This is a genomic window from Polaromonas sp. P3_B1, assembly GCF_056402935.1.
The window spans coordinates 95,516-109,461 of sequence record NZ_JBFUGK010000015.1 but is presented as its reverse complement, the minus strand read 5'-3'; the positions used below and the strand labels follow the sequence as shown (position 1 = coordinate 109,461).

Genomic DNA, 13,946 nt, shown 5'->3' with positions numbered 1-13,946 from the left:
CGCTTGGCTCGAGCACCACAGGTTGCCCGTAGCGAAGCGGAGGGACCCAGACTGCGGGTCGCCTTTCTTTTGGGTACTTTTCTTTGGCGAAGCAAAGAAAAGTGCCTCGCCCGCCGGGGCGAGACCCGGCCAGCTGAACCAAGCCAAACCCACCCCGTTGGAAAAAACAGAAAAAAAGCTGAATCCACCCCACCTCCCCGCCCGTATTCAACAAAACCCAACAAACCCAAGCCCCCACCATGCAAAAAACCTTTTACCCCCTCCTCACCGGTCTGCTCATGACCGCGGCCGCCCACGCCGACACGGGCAAACTCCTCCTGACCGGCGGCGTCAGCACCATTGAAGGCGCTGCCGGCGGCGGCCTGACGCCGTGGGCGGTCATCGGCAGCAATGCCACGGCGGGCGAGACGGGCGGCTCGGCCTACCTGACGCACGCGGGCACGAGGGATTACGGCCTGAACATTTACGGTGCGGCCGTGGGCATCGATGACCGCTACGAGCTGTCGATCGCGCGGCAGGACTTCAACACGCGTGACACCGGCGTGGCGCTGGGCCTGCCCGGGCTGCACCTGAAGCAGACCATTGTGGGCGCCAAGGTGCGCGTGCTGGGCGATGCGGTGCTCGACAGCGATACGTTGGTGCCGCAGGTGGCGGTGGGGGTGCAATACAAGAAGCTGGGTTCCACAGGGCTGGACGGCACCCTGGCCGCGCTGGGGGCCAAGCGTTCGGGGGTGGATGTGTATGTGAGCGCCACCAAACTTTTCCTGGGGCAGAGCCTGCTGGTCAACGGCACGCTGCGCGCGACCAAGGCCAACCAGAACGGCTTGCTGGGCTACGGCGCGACGCTGGGTGGGAATGAAAACCGCTACAGCCTGCAGCCGGAATTTTCAGTCGCCTGGCTGCTCAGCAAGAACGTCGCCGTCGGCGCGGAATACCGCTTCATGCGCAACAAGCTTGAAAGCGCGGGCCGCGCCGCGGGCCTGGGCAACGGCTTGCGCTCGGAGGACTGGAAGGACATCTTCATTGCCTGGGCGCCGACCAAAAACCTCTCGCTGACGCTGGCCTATGTGGACCTGGGCGTGATCGTGCCCGCCACCACCGGTAGCCGTAAGCAGACGGGCTACTACCTCTCGGCCCAGGTCGCTTTCTAGATCCCCGTCAATCCATCAAGGACACGTCATGAACAAACTGTTGATCTGCCTGGCGCTTGCGGCCGGCAACCTGCTTTCATCGGGTGCCTCGTTCGCGCAAACCATGCCGCAAAACGACCAGCTCTATAAAGCCTTTGGCGAGAAGCCCGGCCTGGTCGCGCTCATGGACGATTTCATGGTGCGCCTGCTGGCCGACCCGCGCACCGGGCCGCACTTCCAGCCCTCGAACCAGCAGCGGGTGAAGGAGCAACTGGTCGACCAGCTCTGCGCCCTGAGCGGCGGCCCCTGCGTCTACAAGGGCGCGGACATGAAAAGCGCACACGCCAACCTGGACATCAAAAAATCCGACTTCCATGCGCTGGTGGAGGTGCTGCAGCAAAGCATGGACGCCAAAGGCATTCCGTTTCGCAAACAGAATGAAATGCTGGCACTGCTCGCGCCCATGAACCGCGACATCATCACGCCGCCGGAAAGCGCGGGCAAGCCATGAACATCGGAATTGCACAGCTCATCGCCCTACCCGTGTTGATGGCACTGGGCGCCGCGGCGCAGGCCGGCAACCTCGTGGTGTCGGTGCTCGACAAAGACGGCAAGCCGGTGCAGGACGCGGTGGTGGTGGTGACACCGGCCAACAAAAGCATCCAGCCGAAGAAGCTGCTGCCGCAGCAAGCCACCATCAGCCAGGAAAAAATGCAGTTCATGCCGGCGGTGACGGTGGTGCCCGTGGGCGCGAAGCTGCAGTTCGTCAACAACGACCCGTGGGACCACCATGTGCGCAGCTCGCCTGCCGGCACGGGCCAGTTCAGTGCCGCCAACGCGGGCTTTGAATTGCGGCTGGAAGGCAAAGCCGATGGCAAGCCCGCCAGGTCCGCCGAAGTGACGATGGACAAGCCCGGTGTGATGGGCGCGACCTTGCTGGGCTGCTTTATCCACGGCTCCATGCGCGGCTACGTGTATGCCAGCGAATCACCCTGGGCCGGCAAAACCAGCGCCGAAGGCATCGCGATCTTCGAAGACCTGCCCGACGGCACGGCCCAGGTGAAGGTCTGGCAGGCGGACCAGCTGATAGACATCGCGCCGCAGCAGGTGGCGGTAAGCGCGGTGCTGGCCAAAAGTGTCATGCAGCTCACGGTGGTGCCGCGGCGGCGCAGGTCCTGAAAGTCCCCTCAGCGCCGGCTGTCGTCCTTTTGGGAGTCCGGCTCCAGGGGCGCCAGATCGGACGAATAGATGCGGTCGCCGATCTGCATGGCCCGCCCCTTCTCCCAGGCGGCTTCAAAGGCCGCGAGCTCGTCCGCCGTGGCGCGCTCATGGCGCCGCGAGGGCGGCCGCGAATCACCCGCGTCCTGGCCCGGTCGGAGAGCGGCGGGGCGGCTGGCCGAGAAGCCCTGGATCTGCTCATTGACCTGCCAATACACGCCGCTGACCAGCAGGTTGTAGCGCGCGACGGCATTTTTGGTGATGGCCGCACCCACCTCGGCCAGCCGGGTGGGTGCGCCTTCGCGGGTATCAAGAAAGTCGGTGGAAAGGTCCACCAGCACCAGGTACTGGTGGCCCCGCTTGTCGTTGCGCACCACGCGGAATTTGTAGCTGGCCGACAGGATGCCGTGGGCCTGCATGGTCACCCGGATGGCCTCGAACAGCATCTCGCGCCTGAACTCCATGCGCTCGTCAAGGTTCATCTTGACCGGACCGGTCTCAGGCCCCGTGGCCCCATGTTTGGGGCTCTTGCTGGGGCTGAAAAGGTTCTTGAGCATGGACATGTCGGGCCTCACTTCTCAGGCTATTCAGGCTTTGCCGGCCGTGAAAAACACGTAATCGGCGGTATAGCCTTCCTTGATGCGTTTGCCGGCATCGGCCTGCGCTGCGCAGCCCTTGGCCGGTGCATTGCCACCTTCGGTGTTCAGGCGCTGCACGCTGGTGACGGCGGCCATCTTGCCGGGCATGCCGGCGGACTTGGCCGTCAGCAACAGCAGCGGAATGTCGCCGGGCCGTTCGCCGTCGGCGCGCGCCTTCACGGTGCCCAGGGTCTTGCTGCCGTCCAGCGCCGTCCAGTGGGGGCCGGCGCCGTGTGTGCCGACCTTTTCGTCTTTCTGGTTGAACAGGTCCGCCTCGGGCGCGACAAACACCCAGGCCCAGCCACCCTTGTCGCTGGCGCGGCACTCATAAATCTGCGAGCCCACCGCGTGCCAGGTAAAGGCTGCGCGTTCGCCGTCGGCCGGCCTGAGCGCGGCGGGGGCGGGCTTGCCGGCATCCATCTGCGCGGCCGGGCCGCCGGCGCAGGCGCTCAAGAGGCCCGCGCACAGGGCCGCGGCCACAAGGCCGGTGGTGAACCTGGGTTGGGCGACAGTTGCAATCAATGTCATGGCGATCTCCTCAGAGGAGCCCTGCTCATATTGACAGGGCTTGGGGTTAAAGGAAAGGAAAAAAGACGGTAAAAAAGCCCCAACAACCCCACGGCCGGAGGGGGTGTGGGCCGGCGCGGCGTCCGGCCTACCCGGGACAAACGCCGCTCGCCGCCGATCGGATGCAGTCTTTTGCAAAAAAAACCGCTTCCCGCATGCACCTTGCCGCAGGGTCGGAACTCCCTATACTCAGCCGCATGAAGCTGGCCCCCCACCCGGACCCCCGCAGCCTGCAAGCCCTGATCGCCGGCGCGGCACAAGGCGACCACGCCTGCTTTGCCCAGATTTATGAACGCACCCATACGCATCTGTTTGGCGTCGCCGTTCGTATATTGGGACAAGGACAGGCGGCCGAAGATGTGCTGCAAGAGGCGTATGTGAGCATCTGGAAAAACGCGGCCGGCTACCGAAGCGAGGTGGACGGCCAACCCATTCAAGCCATGACATGGCTGATCGCCATCGTGCGCAACAAGGCGCTGGACGCCTTCCGGGCACGCGCGCGCCGCAAGGAAAGCGAGTTGCCCGGTTCCGGAGAGGCCGGCGAGCTGGATGAGGAAGAGATCGAAAGCAGCGCCGCGCCCGCCCCCAGCGCCATGCAGTTGCTGGAGCGGGCCACCGAAGCCCTGCATATAGAAGGCTGCATGAACGCGCTGGAAGGCAGCCACCGCCAAAGCCTGGCCCTGGCCTATTACCAGGGCCTGTCCCACACGGAGGTGGCCGCGCAAATGGGCGCGCCGCTGGGCTCGGTCAAGGCCTGGATACGCCGCGGCCTGGAGAAACTCAAGGGCTGCCTCGCCGCGCAGGGGATGGTGGCGCCATGAGATATACCAACCCGGAATTGCTGGAGCACCTGGCCTCGGGCTATGTGCTGGGTACGCTGGCCGGCGGCGCGCGCCGCCGCTTTGAGCGCCTGCAGCGCGACCGCATCGACGTGCGTGTGCGCGTGGCGCAATGGGAGGCGCGCCTGGGCCAGTTGGCGATGTCGGTGCCGCCGCAAAAACCTTCGCCCAAGGTGTGGGCGGCGATCGCGGCGCGCACTCAGCCTGCGGGTGCGCGGCAGGCGGCCCAGGGCAAAGCTTCCTGGCTGGGCTGGCTCAAGCCTGCGGGCTTTGGTTTTGGCGGCCTGGCTGCGGGTGTGATCGCGGCCAGCGCGTTGTTTCTGGCCATGCCCACGCTGTTCATGTCCAGCGACCAGCTCGCGATGCGCTCGGGCGAAAAGCTGCCGCAAAGCTATGTGGGCCTGCTGACCGACGCCCAGGGCAACGGCAAGTTGCTGGTGAGCTCGCTGCGCCACGGCAAGACCATGACGGTCAAGGTCATAGGCCCGATCACACCGCCGGCCACCGGCAAGCTGGTGCTGTGGGCGGTGCCGGCCAACGGCCCGGCGTTTTCGCTGGGCGCGGTGCCGACCAGCGGCTCGGCGGTGTCTGTGCTGCCCGATACCTCGGAAAAGCTGCTGTCCAAAGTGAGCAAGCTGGTGGTGACGCTGGAGGCGGACGCCAACCCGGCCAAGCCCGGCGAGACCGTGGTGTTTAGCGGCAATTGCGCCAAGCTGTGGTGAACGGGCCGGTGCGCGCAGTGACGATCTTCATGGCAGTCCTGCTGCTGGCCTATCTGGCGCTCTGCGCGGCGCTGTTTGCCTGGCAACGCTCCCTGCTTTATTTCCCGCAGCCCAAATCCTGGGGCGGCCCGGCCGCAACGATGCAGCTCCAGGTCAAGGATGCAGAGCTGGTGCTCACCACGCGGCAGGTGTCCGGGCCCAAGGCCATTGTTTACTTCGGGGGCAATGCCGAAGATGTTTCGGCCAACCTGCCGTCTTTTACGCAGGCATTTCCCGGCCATGCGATCTACCTGCTTCATTACCGCGGTTACGGCGGCAGCAGTGGAAGCCCCACCGAGGCGGCGCTGCAAAGCGATGCGCTGGCCTTGTTCGACCATGTCGGCAAAACGCATGCGGAGGTGACTGTGGTGGGCAGAAGCCTGGGCTCGGGCGTGGCCGTCTGGCTGGCCAGCCAGCGGCCGGTGTCGCGCCTGATCCTGGTGACACCCTACAACAGCATCCAGGAGCTGGCTGCGCAGCGCTTTCCTTACTTTCCCATCGCCTGGCTGCTGGTCGACAAGTTCGAGTCCTGGAAATACGCAGCGCGCGTCACGGCGCCCACCTTGCTGATCTCTGCCCAGAACGACGAGATCATCCCGGCAGCCAGCACCGAAAAGCTGTACGCGCAGTTCAGGAAGGGAACGGCCGCGCTCAAGGTCTTGCCCGGGACCTCGCACAACACGATCTCGCAGCACCCGCAGTACCTGCCCTTGTTTCAGTCGATGCTGTGAGCGCTGCATCGTCGGTCGACATGGACTCCAGCGCATTCATGACACAGGGCTATGCGCTTGTGCCCCAGGTGCTGACCGCCGCGGAATGCGAATCTGTCGCCTCCCGGCTAGCTGGCGCTTCGCCCGGCTCCGCTGGGACGCGCGGCCTGCTGTCGCAACCCTGGTGCCAGGCGCTGGCGGCAACACTGCGCAGGCATCCGTCGCTGGCGCCATTGCTGCCAGCGGGTTTCGCGGCGGTGCAGTGCACCTATTTTGAGAAATCGGCATTGCGCAACTGGCTTGTGCCGGTGCACCAGGACCTCAGCATCCCGGTGGCCGCTCGCGTGGAAAACCCCGGCCTTGGCGGCTGGTCTGAGAAGGAAGGCGCCCTGTATGTCCAGCCGCCTGCGGAGCTCCTGCGGCAGTTGGTGGCGCTGCGTTTGCACATCGATGCCTGCGGCATCGAGGACGGCCCGCTAAGGGTCGTTCCCGGCTCTCATCTGCAGGGCCGGGTGGGTCAGCAAGCCGCAGCCGAAGCCCGGCATTCGCAGTCGGAAGTCATTTGCACCCTGGGGCGCGGCGGCGTGATGGCCATGCGGCCGCTGCTGCTCCACGCATCCTCCAGATCCAGCGGAAGCAGCCGGCGAAGGGTGCTGCACTTTTTGTTCGGTCCGCGCATACTGCCATGTGGCCTTCACTGGCAACAGGCGCTTTGAACCGGCGTTCAAGGGAGGGGGTCACCTCCGTCTGTCACATGGAAGAGAAAAGGGAAAGAAGAAATGAATGTCTTGAAGATCGCAGCGTTTTCTGACGGAAGCACAGGCGGCAACCCGGCCGGCGTGATGATCACCGGCTCCTTTCCCGCCGACGCGGAAATGCAGCGCATCGCCGCGGAAGTGGGTTTCTCGGAAACGGTTTTTGCCGTCCCGGCAGGCGCCGGCTGGCGGGCGCGCTATTTCTCGCCGGAATCCGAAGTGCCCTTTTGCGGCCACGCAACGATTGCCCTGGGCGCGGCGCTGGCCCTTCAACACGGCGATGGCGTGTTTTCTCTGAGCCTGAACAAGGCCGACATCACGGTTGAAGGCAGGCGCAACGGAGACACCATTGCCGCCGCGCTGCAATCGCCACCCACGCGCAGCCAGGCCGCGCCGCAGCCGCTGGTGCAGTCGGCCTTGAAGCTGTTCGGCTATGAACCGGAAGACCTGGACCTTCGTATTGCGCCTGCATTGGCGCATGGCGGGGCGGATCACCTGGTGTTGGCCCTGAACAGCCGCGAAAAGCTGGCGGCCATGCACTACGACCTGGACGCAGGACGCGAACTGATGAACAAAGCGGGTTTGGTGACCATCCTCCTGGCTTACGCGCAAACGCCCCGGCTTTTTCACACGCGCAACCCCTTTGCGTCGGGCGGCGTGCACGAAGACCCGGCGACGGGCGCGGCCACCGCCGCTTTTGCGGGTTACCTGCGTGACCTGGGTTGGCCGCACGGAGGCGCCATCGACATCGTGCAGGGTGAGGACATGGGTATGCGTTCGCACTTGCATGCCCAGATTTCGCCTGCCCCGGGAGCCTCGATCAAGGTTTCCGGGACGGCGCGCATCATGCACGAGCTGGCTTAAGCCCATTACAAATAAATACGAGTTTGCCGCATCCGATTTCGTTGTCATGCCGTTTGTATAAGGTGCTGATTTGCAGCGCATCCAATTGACCAACACTTCAAGGAGCCCGACATGAACGCTTTTTCCATCCGCAACTTCATTGCCCTGCCCGTTGTCGCCCTGGCCCTGGCCGGCGCCGCCATGGCAGCCGACATCCAGACCACACCGGTGCAAAACGCGCAGATCGACGACTTCGCGGCCGGCAAGAAGGCCATAGACGCCAAGAACTGGGCTGAAGCCGTGAGCAGCTTCAACAAGGTGGTGGCCAAGAACCCGAAGAACGCCGACGCCTACAACTACCTCGGTTATTCCAACCGCTGGCTGGGCAAATATGACGAAGCTTTCGCCGCCYACGGCAAGGCGCTGGCGCTGGACCCCAATCACAAGGGCGCGCTGGAATACTCAGGCATCGCTTACCTGAAGACCAACCAGAAAGCCCAGGCCGACGCCCAGCTGGCCAAGCTGCAAGCCATCTGCGCCAACTGCGAGGAGACCCGCGACCTGGCCAAGGCTGTGGCTGAGTACAAGCCGGCTGCCAAGTAAGCACCGTTCCCCAACCTCCCGGCGCAGTCGCGCGGTCGGGAGGTTCGCAAGCGGTTTAAAACGCGCGGCCCCAGCTGACTCGAAAGAGAAAAACCATGACCGACGCCGACCGCCTCAAATACCTGCGCATCGCGCTGCTGCTGATGGGGCTGACCTTTATCTTCGCGCTGTGGCCGCTGACCATGGTCTGGCCTTCGGGCTGGTCCTGGCATGCCGAGGGGCGCTCGTACTACCTGGAGATGATCCTTGGCCTGTACGCGACGCTGGGTGTCTTCCTGGTGCTGGCGTCGCGCAACCCGCTGGCGCACCTGAGCCTGATCTGGTTTACCGTCTGGTCCAGCATCGTGCACGGCGGGATCATGGCGGTGCAGTCCTTCAGCGGCCAGCACACCATGGGCCATCTCTGGGGTGATGTGCTGGCGCTGTTTGTGGTGGCCGCCGTGCTGGCCGTATTGACACCTCGCCAAGCCTGAGACGAAAGAAATTCCATGACACACGCTTCTTCTTCATCGCGGATGCTGGCATCCACCCTCTTGTTGCTGGCCGGCCTGGCCTTTTCCGCGGGAGCCGGCGCCGCCAGCCTCTCCGTGCTGGTGCTCGACAAGGAAGGCAAACCGGCGCCCGATGCGGTCGTCGTTGTGGTGCCCTCGGTCAAAACAGGCGCGGCCCCCAAGCCCCTGCCCGACCAGGTGACGATTTACCAGGAAAAAATGCGTTTTGTGCCGGCTGTCAGTGTGGTGGCCGTGGGCGCCAAGGCCCAGTTCGTCAACAACGATCCCTGGGAGCACCATGTGCGCGGCTCGGCCGCAGGGGCGGCGCAGTTCAATGCCGCGGCGGGCGAAGGCTTTGAGCTGCGCCTGGACGGCAAGCCCGAAGGCAAGCCGGCCAAAACCGCAGAGGCCGCTTTCAGCAAGGCCGGCGCCGTGCTGCTGGGCTGCCACATCCATGGCTCCATGCGCGGCCATGTGTATGTGAGCGAATCGCCCTGGGCGGTGCTGACGAATGCCGAGGGCGTGGCGCAGATCGATCAATTGCCCGAAGGCGCGGCGCAAATCAAGGTCTGGCATGCCGACCAGTTGATAGACATCGCACCGCAGGCCCATACCGTGACGGCCTCGCCGGGCAAGCTCACGCTGCAGCTCAGCGTGGTGCCGCGCCGCCGCCGGATCTGAGGGAAGCGGGCGCACACCCGCAGCCTGCCGGCCAACAGGCCGCAGCCATGACGACACATGCCTGACATGTCCGGCGGATACAACCGCTGGCATCAATCACTCGCAAGTCAGGATACGTCTCATGCTGCATGCCAATCGCCGCGGTTTTGTCATGGGCCTTATGGCCACCGCTTCGATCACCGCCGTCAAGGCCCAGACCCCAACCCAAGCCGCCGCGCGTAGCCTGCCGCCCCTGCCCGCGGGCGAGGCGCAGGCCATCGCCACCGACCGTGGCTACTGGGCGGCCGTGCGTTCGCTCTACACCGTGACACCCAAAACGGTGAACCTGGAAAACGGCTACTGGGGCATCATGGCCGACCCGGTGCGCAGCGAGTACCAGGCCAAGACCGACATGGTGAACCGCGAGAACTCCTACTACGCGCGTTCGCAGTTCGACGGCGACGCGGGCGAGGCCCGCAAGCTGCTGGCTTCTGCCGTGGGCACCACGCCGGGCGAAATTGCTTTCACGCGCGGCGCCACTGAGGCCCTGCAGTTGCTGATAGGCGGCTACAACAAGCTCAGCCCCGGCGACAGCGTGCTGTTTAGCGACCTCGACTACGACTCCATGCAGTACGCGATGAACTGGCTCAAGGACAGGCGCGGGGTAGACGTGGTGAAGTTCAACATCCCCGAGCCCGCCACCCGCGAAGCCGTGCTGCAGGCCTACCGCGAAGCCCTGGCGAACAACCCGAAGACGAAGTTGCTGCTGCTCACGCATGTGAGCCACCGCACCGGGCTGGTGATGCCCGTGGCCGAGATCGCCGCCATGGCCAGGGCCCGCGGCGTGGACGTGGTGCTGGATGCGGCGCACTCCTGGGGCCAGATCGACTTCAAGGTCGCGGACCTGGGCGTGGACTTCGTGGGCTTTAACCTGCACAAATGGATAGGCGCGCCCGTCGGCCTGGGCTTTATGTATATCGCCAAAGGGCGCCTTCCCGACATAGACCGCGCGATGGCCGACGAGGACTGGCCGGCCGATGACATCCGCTCGCGCGTGCACAGCGGCACCTCCAATTTCGCGGCCGTGCTGACCTTGCCCAGGGCGCTGGCCCTGCATGCGGAAATCGGCCCCAAGGCCAAGGAAGTTCGCCTGCGCTACCTGCGCGACTACTGGGTCAGCCGTGCCCGTGAATTGAAGGGCGTGGACATCCTGACACCGGACCAGCCCGGCATGGCCGCGGGCATCACCTCTTTCCGCCTGGCCGGCCGGACCACGCCGGACGACTACAAGGCGCTGGTGGCGCAGCTGCGCGACAGCTACGGCGTGCTGACGGTGCGCCGCACCGGCGTGGCCAAAGGGCCCTGCATACGCGTGTCGCCGGCGCTCTACACCACCGAGGCCGACCTGGACCGCCTGGTTTCCGCCTTGAAGGCCCTGAGCACGGCCTGAGGCCGTTGACAGAAGCTTTCACGAAACTTACATTGAAGCCTCGCACGGAGGCTTTATGTTTGACCCCTCTGATCCTTCCAACCCGTCTTCAACATCGGTCCGGTCGCGGTACTGGCACCACATCACGCTGGATCAACTGCAGCGTGTGAAGGATTGGCGTGAGGCGCAGCGGGGGGCGCACCCCCTCGAATGCCAGATCTGGGAAGCGGTGCTGACGGTCTGGCTCATGGGCTGGACGGGCTGGCTGCCGGCCTACGCGTTTGAAGCGGAATGGGCTTACCCGTTGTGCTTCCTGGGCATCCTGGCGCCGCGGCTGTATGTGTATGCCAGGGCGCGGGCGCACCTGGCGCGGCGTCTCAGGTGTGACTGGCTGGAGCTTGTAGCCTGAGTTGGCCTCACTTAGAGTGGGGACCATGAACACCTCCACCCCACCCACCCTCACCTGCTTCACCCTCAACACCAGCAATCACATCGCCCACCTGGTGCTCAACCGCCCCGAGGCGATGAACACCATGCACCCGCTGTTCTGGCGCGAGCTGGACGCCGCGCTCACGCACATCCATAAATCCGGCGAGGCGCGTGTGCTGGTGATCTCGAGCACCGGCAAACACTTCAGCGCCGGCATGGCGCTGGAAACTTTTGGCAGCGGCATTGCCCTGGACGACCGCAGCCCCGAAGGCCGCGCCGCCATCTTCGACCTGCTCACCGACATGCAGTCCACCTTCACCAAGCTTGAGACCCTGCGCATCCCGGTGATCGCGGCCATCCAGGGCGGCTGCATAGGCGGCGCGGTCGACATGGTGACGGCCTGCTGCCTGCGTTATGCCACGGCCGATGCGTTTTTCTGCATCCAGGAAATCAACATCGGCATGGTGGCCGACGTGGGCACGCTGCAGCGCCTGCCCAAACTGCTGCCGCTGGCCGTCGTCAAGGAGCTGGCCTACACCGGGCGCCGCTTGCCGGCGGCCAAGGCGCTGGGCTACGGCCTGGTCAACGAGGTGTTTGATTCAGCCGAGGCCATGCTGGCGGCCRCGATGCAGTGCGCGAACGAAATCGCCGCCAAGCCGCCGGTGGCGGTCTGGGGCACCAAACAGGCGGTGCACTATGCGCGCGACCATTCGGTGGACGACGCGCTCAAACAAATGGGCTGGCTGCAGGGCGCGATCTGGAGCAACGCGCACGTGCGCGAGTCCGTGACGGCCATGAAGGAAAAACGCGCGGGGCAGTTCCCGGGCTTGGCGCCGCTGAAGAACTTCAGCGAGTTCGGGCAGTAAACGCGGAAATTTTTACTGCCGCGCGGTGCGCACGCTGGACGGCAGCGCCTGCGGATGGCTGGTCCGAAATGGGTTGATGTCCAAACCGCCCCGCCTTGTGTAGCGCGCATAGACCGAAAGCTTGAGCGGCTTGCAGCGCGTCCAGATGTCCATGAAGATGCGCTCCACGCACTGCTCGTGGAACTCGTTGTGGTTGCGAAAACTCACCAGGTATTGCAGCAGGCCTTCCTGGTTAATCTGCGGGCCGGCGTAGCGGATCTGCACGCTGCCCCAGTCGGGCTGGCCGGTGACCAGGCAGTTGCTTTTGAGCAGGTTGCTGGTCAGGGTCTCCTCCACGGGCGGCTCGTCGAACTCGGCGAACAGCAATTCGGGCGCGGGCTGGTAGTGGATGCACTCCACGTCCAGCCGGTCCAGGTTCAGGCCGTCAAGCTCGTGCACAGGCTCGCGGTCGAACAGTTCGGGGCCCAGGGTCTTGATGCCCACGCCGGTGCCGACGACGGCGTTGAGGTCGGCGCGTATGCGTTCGCGCACATCGCGCGCATCGGCAAAGCGCGTGTTGTTAAAGCTGTTGAGGTAGAGCTTGAAGGACTTGCTCTCGACGATGTTGGGCGACTCGCAGGGCACGGTGATGTGCGCCAGCGCCACCTGGGGCTTGCCGCGCAGGTTGAGCCAGCTCAGCTCAAACGCCGTCCACAAGTCGGCGCCGAAAAAAGGCGGCGTGCCGGTGACGCCGATTTCGGCGCGTTTGCCCTCGCGCGGGATGGGAAACAGCAGCGAGGCGTCGTACTGGTCAATATAGGCCGACTGCTTGCCGAGCTGGGATTGTTCTGGGGTGTTCATCACCCCATTTTCGCAGCTAGGCGCAGGCTGCCGGTAATTCACCCGCCCAGACCCCAAGGCCGCAAAGGCCAGCGGCCCGGACGCTGCCATCGGGTATTGCGCCTTCCCCCAGCGGAGGAAGGAGAAAGGGATTGCCCGCTATGTAGCGGCTGTGGCTTTGAAGTGCGGAATCAGGAGCGCGAGCAACCTGTCCACCACACCGGGCGGCAAATCATGACCCATGCCTTCGATGCTTTCAAAGCGCGCACCGGGTATGCGCCTGGCCGTGTCCTGGCCGCAGGCCATGGGGACCAGCGGGTCGGCACGGCCGTGCACCACCAGCGTGGGCGCCTTTACCTGGGCCAGCGCCGCGGCGCGCGAGCTGTCGGCGGCAATGGCCACCATCTGGCGCACAAGGCCCTGCGGGTGAAAGCTGCGCTGTGCCGCGGCCATCATTTTCTCGCGCAGCTCCGCCTCGGGCGTTGGAAAGCCGGGGCTGCCTATGGCCTTGAGCAGCTTGACGGTGTGGTCCACGGCCGCCTGCACGCCCTTGCCGGCGGGCCGGCTCAGCAGCACGCGGGTGACGGCCGGGCTGGCTTCAGGCAGGCCGCGCGCGCCGCTCGAACTCATGATGCTGGTAAGGCTCAGCAGCCGCGAAGGCGCAAGCACCGCCAGGCGCTGCGCGACCATGCCGCCCATGCTGACGCCCACCACATGCGCTTTGGAAATCTGCAATGCATCGAGCACACCCAGCGTATCGGCCGCCATGTCTTGCAGGCTGTAGGGCGGGCGTATGCGCCAGCCCAGGCGGAATTTCAGGCCCTCCCAGAACAGGTTGGGCGCGCCAAGGTGGTCGAAGTGCTGGGACAGGCCGATGTCGCGATTGTCCAGGCGCAGCACCCGAAAACCCGCATCGGCAATCGCCTGCACCATGGCCGGCGGCCAGGCGATCAGCTGCATGCCCAGGCCCATGATGAGCAGCACCACAGGCCGGCCTGTGGTGTCGCCGGGGTGGGTGTCTTCGATTTCGATATCGATGTTGTTGGCTTTTATCTTCATGAGGCATTATGGTCTTCACCGCCCTAAACGCCTCCATCACCACGTCGCCCAAGCGTCACGCACACATACCCTCCAGCAGGGGCCGCGGAACTGGCTTTGCCAGGCCGCAGGCGCCGCCCCCTTGAGGGG

General features: G+C 65.0%; 18 protein-coding genes. 14 read left to right on the top strand and 4 right to left on the bottom strand.

The features are described 5' to 3' along the window. Positions 1-239: 239 nt before the first annotated feature. From AC1DXS_RS11045 to AC1DXS_RS11035, 3 genes are read left to right on the top strand one after another with little or no spacing between them, the layout of a single operon-like run. Positions 240-1,151, top strand: coding sequence for a DUF3034 family protein (locus tag AC1DXS_RS11045; protein WP_477737553.1), 912 nt, complete (start codon positions 240-242; stop codon positions 1,149-1,151). A 28-nt stretch (positions 1,152-1,179) separates the two neighbouring features. Beyond that, the gene (locus AC1DXS_RS11040; RefSeq protein ID WP_477737552.1) at positions 1,180-1,641 is read left to right on the top strand and encodes a group I truncated hemoglobin; all 462 of its coding nucleotides are present in this window, start codon (positions 1,180-1,182) and stop codon (positions 1,639-1,641) included. After that, positions 1,638-2,309: a cupredoxin domain-containing protein gene (locus AC1DXS_RS11035; protein ID WP_477737551.1), complete on the top strand. Its 672-nt coding sequence runs from the start codon at positions 1,638-1,640 to the stop codon at positions 2,307-2,309. The genes AC1DXS_RS11040 and AC1DXS_RS11035 overlap by 4 nt, the downstream gene beginning before the upstream one ends. 8 nt (positions 2,310-2,317) lie before the next feature. On the opposite strand, the gene AC1DXS_RS11030 is transcribed toward AC1DXS_RS11035, so the two are convergent. Both AC1DXS_RS11030 and AC1DXS_RS11025 read right to left on the bottom strand, forming a co-directional pair. After that, on the bottom strand, positions 2,318-2,911 hold the full coding sequence (locus AC1DXS_RS11030; RefSeq protein WP_477737550.1) for a hypothetical protein: 594 nt from the start codon (positions 2,909-2,911) through the stop codon (positions 2,318-2,320). Between the two features lie 24 nt (positions 2,912-2,935). Continuing rightward, a complete protein-coding gene (locus tag AC1DXS_RS11025; protein WP_477737549.1) occupies positions 2,936-3,514 on the bottom strand; it encodes a DUF3455 domain-containing protein in 579 nt (192 codons plus the stop codon). Positions 3,515-3,750: 236 nt separating this feature from the next. Here AC1DXS_RS11025 and AC1DXS_RS11020 point away from each other — a divergent pair, with 236 nt between their 5' ends. From AC1DXS_RS11020 to AC1DXS_RS10970, 11 genes are all read left to right on the top strand, one after another. After that, positions 3,751-4,374 (top strand): RNA polymerase sigma factor, encoded by a 624-nt coding sequence (locus AC1DXS_RS11020; RefSeq protein WP_477737548.1) that lies wholly within the window; start codon positions 3,751-3,753, stop codon positions 4,372-4,374. Beyond that, the gene (locus AC1DXS_RS11015) at positions 4,371-5,114 is read left to right on the top strand and encodes an anti-sigma factor (RefSeq protein ID WP_477737547.1); all 744 of its coding nucleotides are present in this window, start codon (positions 4,371-4,373) and stop codon (positions 5,112-5,114) included. The genes AC1DXS_RS11020 and AC1DXS_RS11015 overlap by 4 nt, the downstream gene beginning before the upstream one ends. A gap of 29 nt (positions 5,115-5,143) precedes the next feature. Beyond that, positions 5,144-5,884 carry an alpha/beta hydrolase gene (locus tag AC1DXS_RS11010; RefSeq protein ID WP_477737546.1) on the top strand — a complete coding sequence of 247 codons (741 nt, stop codon included), beginning with the start codon at positions 5,144-5,146 and terminating at the stop codon, positions 5,882-5,884. Next, positions 5,881-6,579, top strand: coding sequence for a phytanoyl-CoA dioxygenase family protein (locus AC1DXS_RS11005; protein ID WP_477737545.1), 699 nt, complete (start codon positions 5,881-5,883; stop codon positions 6,577-6,579). The genes AC1DXS_RS11010 and AC1DXS_RS11005 overlap by 4 nt, the downstream gene beginning before the upstream one ends. Before the next feature lie 63 nt (positions 6,580-6,642). Further along, the gene (locus AC1DXS_RS11000; RefSeq protein ID WP_477737544.1) at positions 6,643-7,482 is read left to right on the top strand and encodes a PhzF family phenazine biosynthesis protein; all 840 of its coding nucleotides are present in this window, start codon (positions 6,643-6,645) and stop codon (positions 7,480-7,482) included. A 111-nt stretch (positions 7,483-7,593) separates the two neighbouring features. Then, positions 7,594-8,064: a tetratricopeptide repeat protein gene (locus tag AC1DXS_RS10995; protein WP_477737543.1), complete on the top strand. Its 471-nt coding sequence runs from the start codon at positions 7,594-7,596 to the stop codon at positions 8,062-8,064. Positions 8,065-8,159: 95 nt separating this feature from the next. Then, positions 8,160-8,537 carry a DUF6632 domain-containing protein gene (locus AC1DXS_RS10990; protein ID WP_477737542.1) on the top strand — a complete coding sequence of 126 codons (378 nt, stop codon included), beginning with the start codon at positions 8,160-8,162 and terminating at the stop codon, positions 8,535-8,537. 15 nt (positions 8,538-8,552) lie between these two features. Then, positions 8,553-9,236, top strand: coding sequence for a cupredoxin domain-containing protein (locus tag AC1DXS_RS10985; protein ID WP_477737541.1), 684 nt, complete (start codon positions 8,553-8,555; stop codon positions 9,234-9,236). A gap of 121 nt (positions 9,237-9,357) precedes the next feature. Beyond that, positions 9,358-10,665: an aminotransferase class V-fold PLP-dependent enzyme gene (locus AC1DXS_RS10980; RefSeq protein ID WP_477737540.1), complete on the top strand. Its 1,308-nt coding sequence runs from the start codon at positions 9,358-9,360 to the stop codon at positions 10,663-10,665. Positions 10,666-10,720: 55 nt separating this feature from the next. Beyond that, on the top strand, positions 10,721-11,053 hold the full coding sequence (locus AC1DXS_RS10975) for a hypothetical protein (RefSeq protein WP_477737539.1): 333 nt from the start codon (positions 10,721-10,723) through the stop codon (positions 11,051-11,053). Between the two features lie 25 nt (positions 11,054-11,078). Continuing rightward, complete coding sequence (locus AC1DXS_RS10970; protein ID WP_477737538.1) at positions 11,079-11,939, top strand: enoyl-CoA hydratase-related protein; 861 nt, start codon at positions 11,079-11,081, stop codon at positions 11,937-11,939. 12 nt (positions 11,940-11,951) lie between these two features. Here the strand turns inward: AC1DXS_RS10970 and queF are convergent, their stop codons facing one another. Together queF and AC1DXS_RS10960 are read right to left on the bottom strand one after the other, a co-directional pair. Continuing rightward, positions 11,952-12,779 (bottom strand): NADPH-dependent 7-cyano-7-deazaguanine reductase QueF, encoded by an 828-nt coding sequence (gene queF, locus AC1DXS_RS10965; RefSeq protein ID WP_477737537.1) that lies wholly within the window; start codon positions 12,777-12,779, stop codon positions 11,952-11,954. Between the two features lie 138 nt (positions 12,780-12,917). Next, positions 12,918-13,817 (bottom strand): alpha/beta fold hydrolase, encoded by a 900-nt coding sequence (locus AC1DXS_RS10960; RefSeq protein ID WP_477737536.1) that lies wholly within the window; start codon positions 13,815-13,817, stop codon positions 12,918-12,920. Positions 13,818-13,946 lie beyond the last annotated feature (129 nt).

Excerpts from the sequence above, each read along its gene's own strand:
- AC1DXS_RS11045 (WP_477737553.1), top strand. The coding sequence starts at position 240 with ATGCAAAAAACCTTTTACCCCCTCCTCACCGGTCTGCTCATGACCGCG.
- AC1DXS_RS11040 (WP_477737552.1), top strand. The coding sequence starts at position 1,180 with ATGAACAAACTGTTGATCTGCCTGGCGCTTGCGGCCGGCAACCTGCTT.
- AC1DXS_RS11035 (WP_477737551.1), top strand. The coding sequence starts at position 1,638 with ATGAACATCGGAATTGCACAGCTCATCGCCCTACCCGTGTTGATGGCA.
- AC1DXS_RS11030 (WP_477737550.1), bottom strand. The coding sequence starts at position 2,911 with ATGTCCATGCTCAAGAACCTTTTCAGCCCCAGCAAGAGCCCCAAACAT.
- AC1DXS_RS11025 (WP_477737549.1), bottom strand. The coding sequence starts at position 3,514 with ATGACATTGATTGCAACTGTCGCCCAACCCAGGTTCACCACCGGCCTT.
- AC1DXS_RS11020 (WP_477737548.1), top strand. The coding sequence starts at position 3,751 with ATGAAGCTGGCCCCCCACCCGGACCCCCGCAGCCTGCAAGCCCTGATC.
- AC1DXS_RS11015 (WP_477737547.1), top strand. The coding sequence starts at position 4,371 with ATGAGATATACCAACCCGGAATTGCTGGAGCACCTGGCCTCGGGCTAT.
- AC1DXS_RS11010 (WP_477737546.1), top strand. The coding sequence starts at position 5,144 with ATGGCAGTCCTGCTGCTGGCCTATCTGGCGCTCTGCGCGGCGCTGTTT.
- AC1DXS_RS11000 (WP_477737544.1), top strand. The coding sequence starts at position 6,643 with ATGAATGTCTTGAAGATCGCAGCGTTTTCTGACGGAAGCACAGGCGGC.
- AC1DXS_RS10990 (WP_477737542.1), top strand. The coding sequence starts at position 8,160 with ATGACCGACGCCGACCGCCTCAAATACCTGCGCATCGCGCTGCTGCTG.
- AC1DXS_RS10985 (WP_477737541.1), top strand. The coding sequence starts at position 8,553 with ATGACACACGCTTCTTCTTCATCGCGGATGCTGGCATCCACCCTCTTG.
- AC1DXS_RS10980 (WP_477737540.1), top strand. The coding sequence starts at position 9,358 with ATGCTGCATGCCAATCGCCGCGGTTTTGTCATGGGCCTTATGGCCACC.
- AC1DXS_RS10975 (WP_477737539.1), top strand. The coding sequence starts at position 10,721 with ATGTTTGACCCCTCTGATCCTTCCAACCCGTCTTCAACATCGGTCCGG.
- queF (WP_477737537.1), bottom strand. The coding sequence starts at position 12,779 with ATGAACACCCCAGAACAATCCCAGCTCGGCAAGCAGTCGGCCTATATT.
- AC1DXS_RS10960 (WP_477737536.1), bottom strand. The coding sequence starts at position 13,817 with ATGAAGATAAAAGCCAACAACATCGATATCGAAATCGAAGACACCCAC.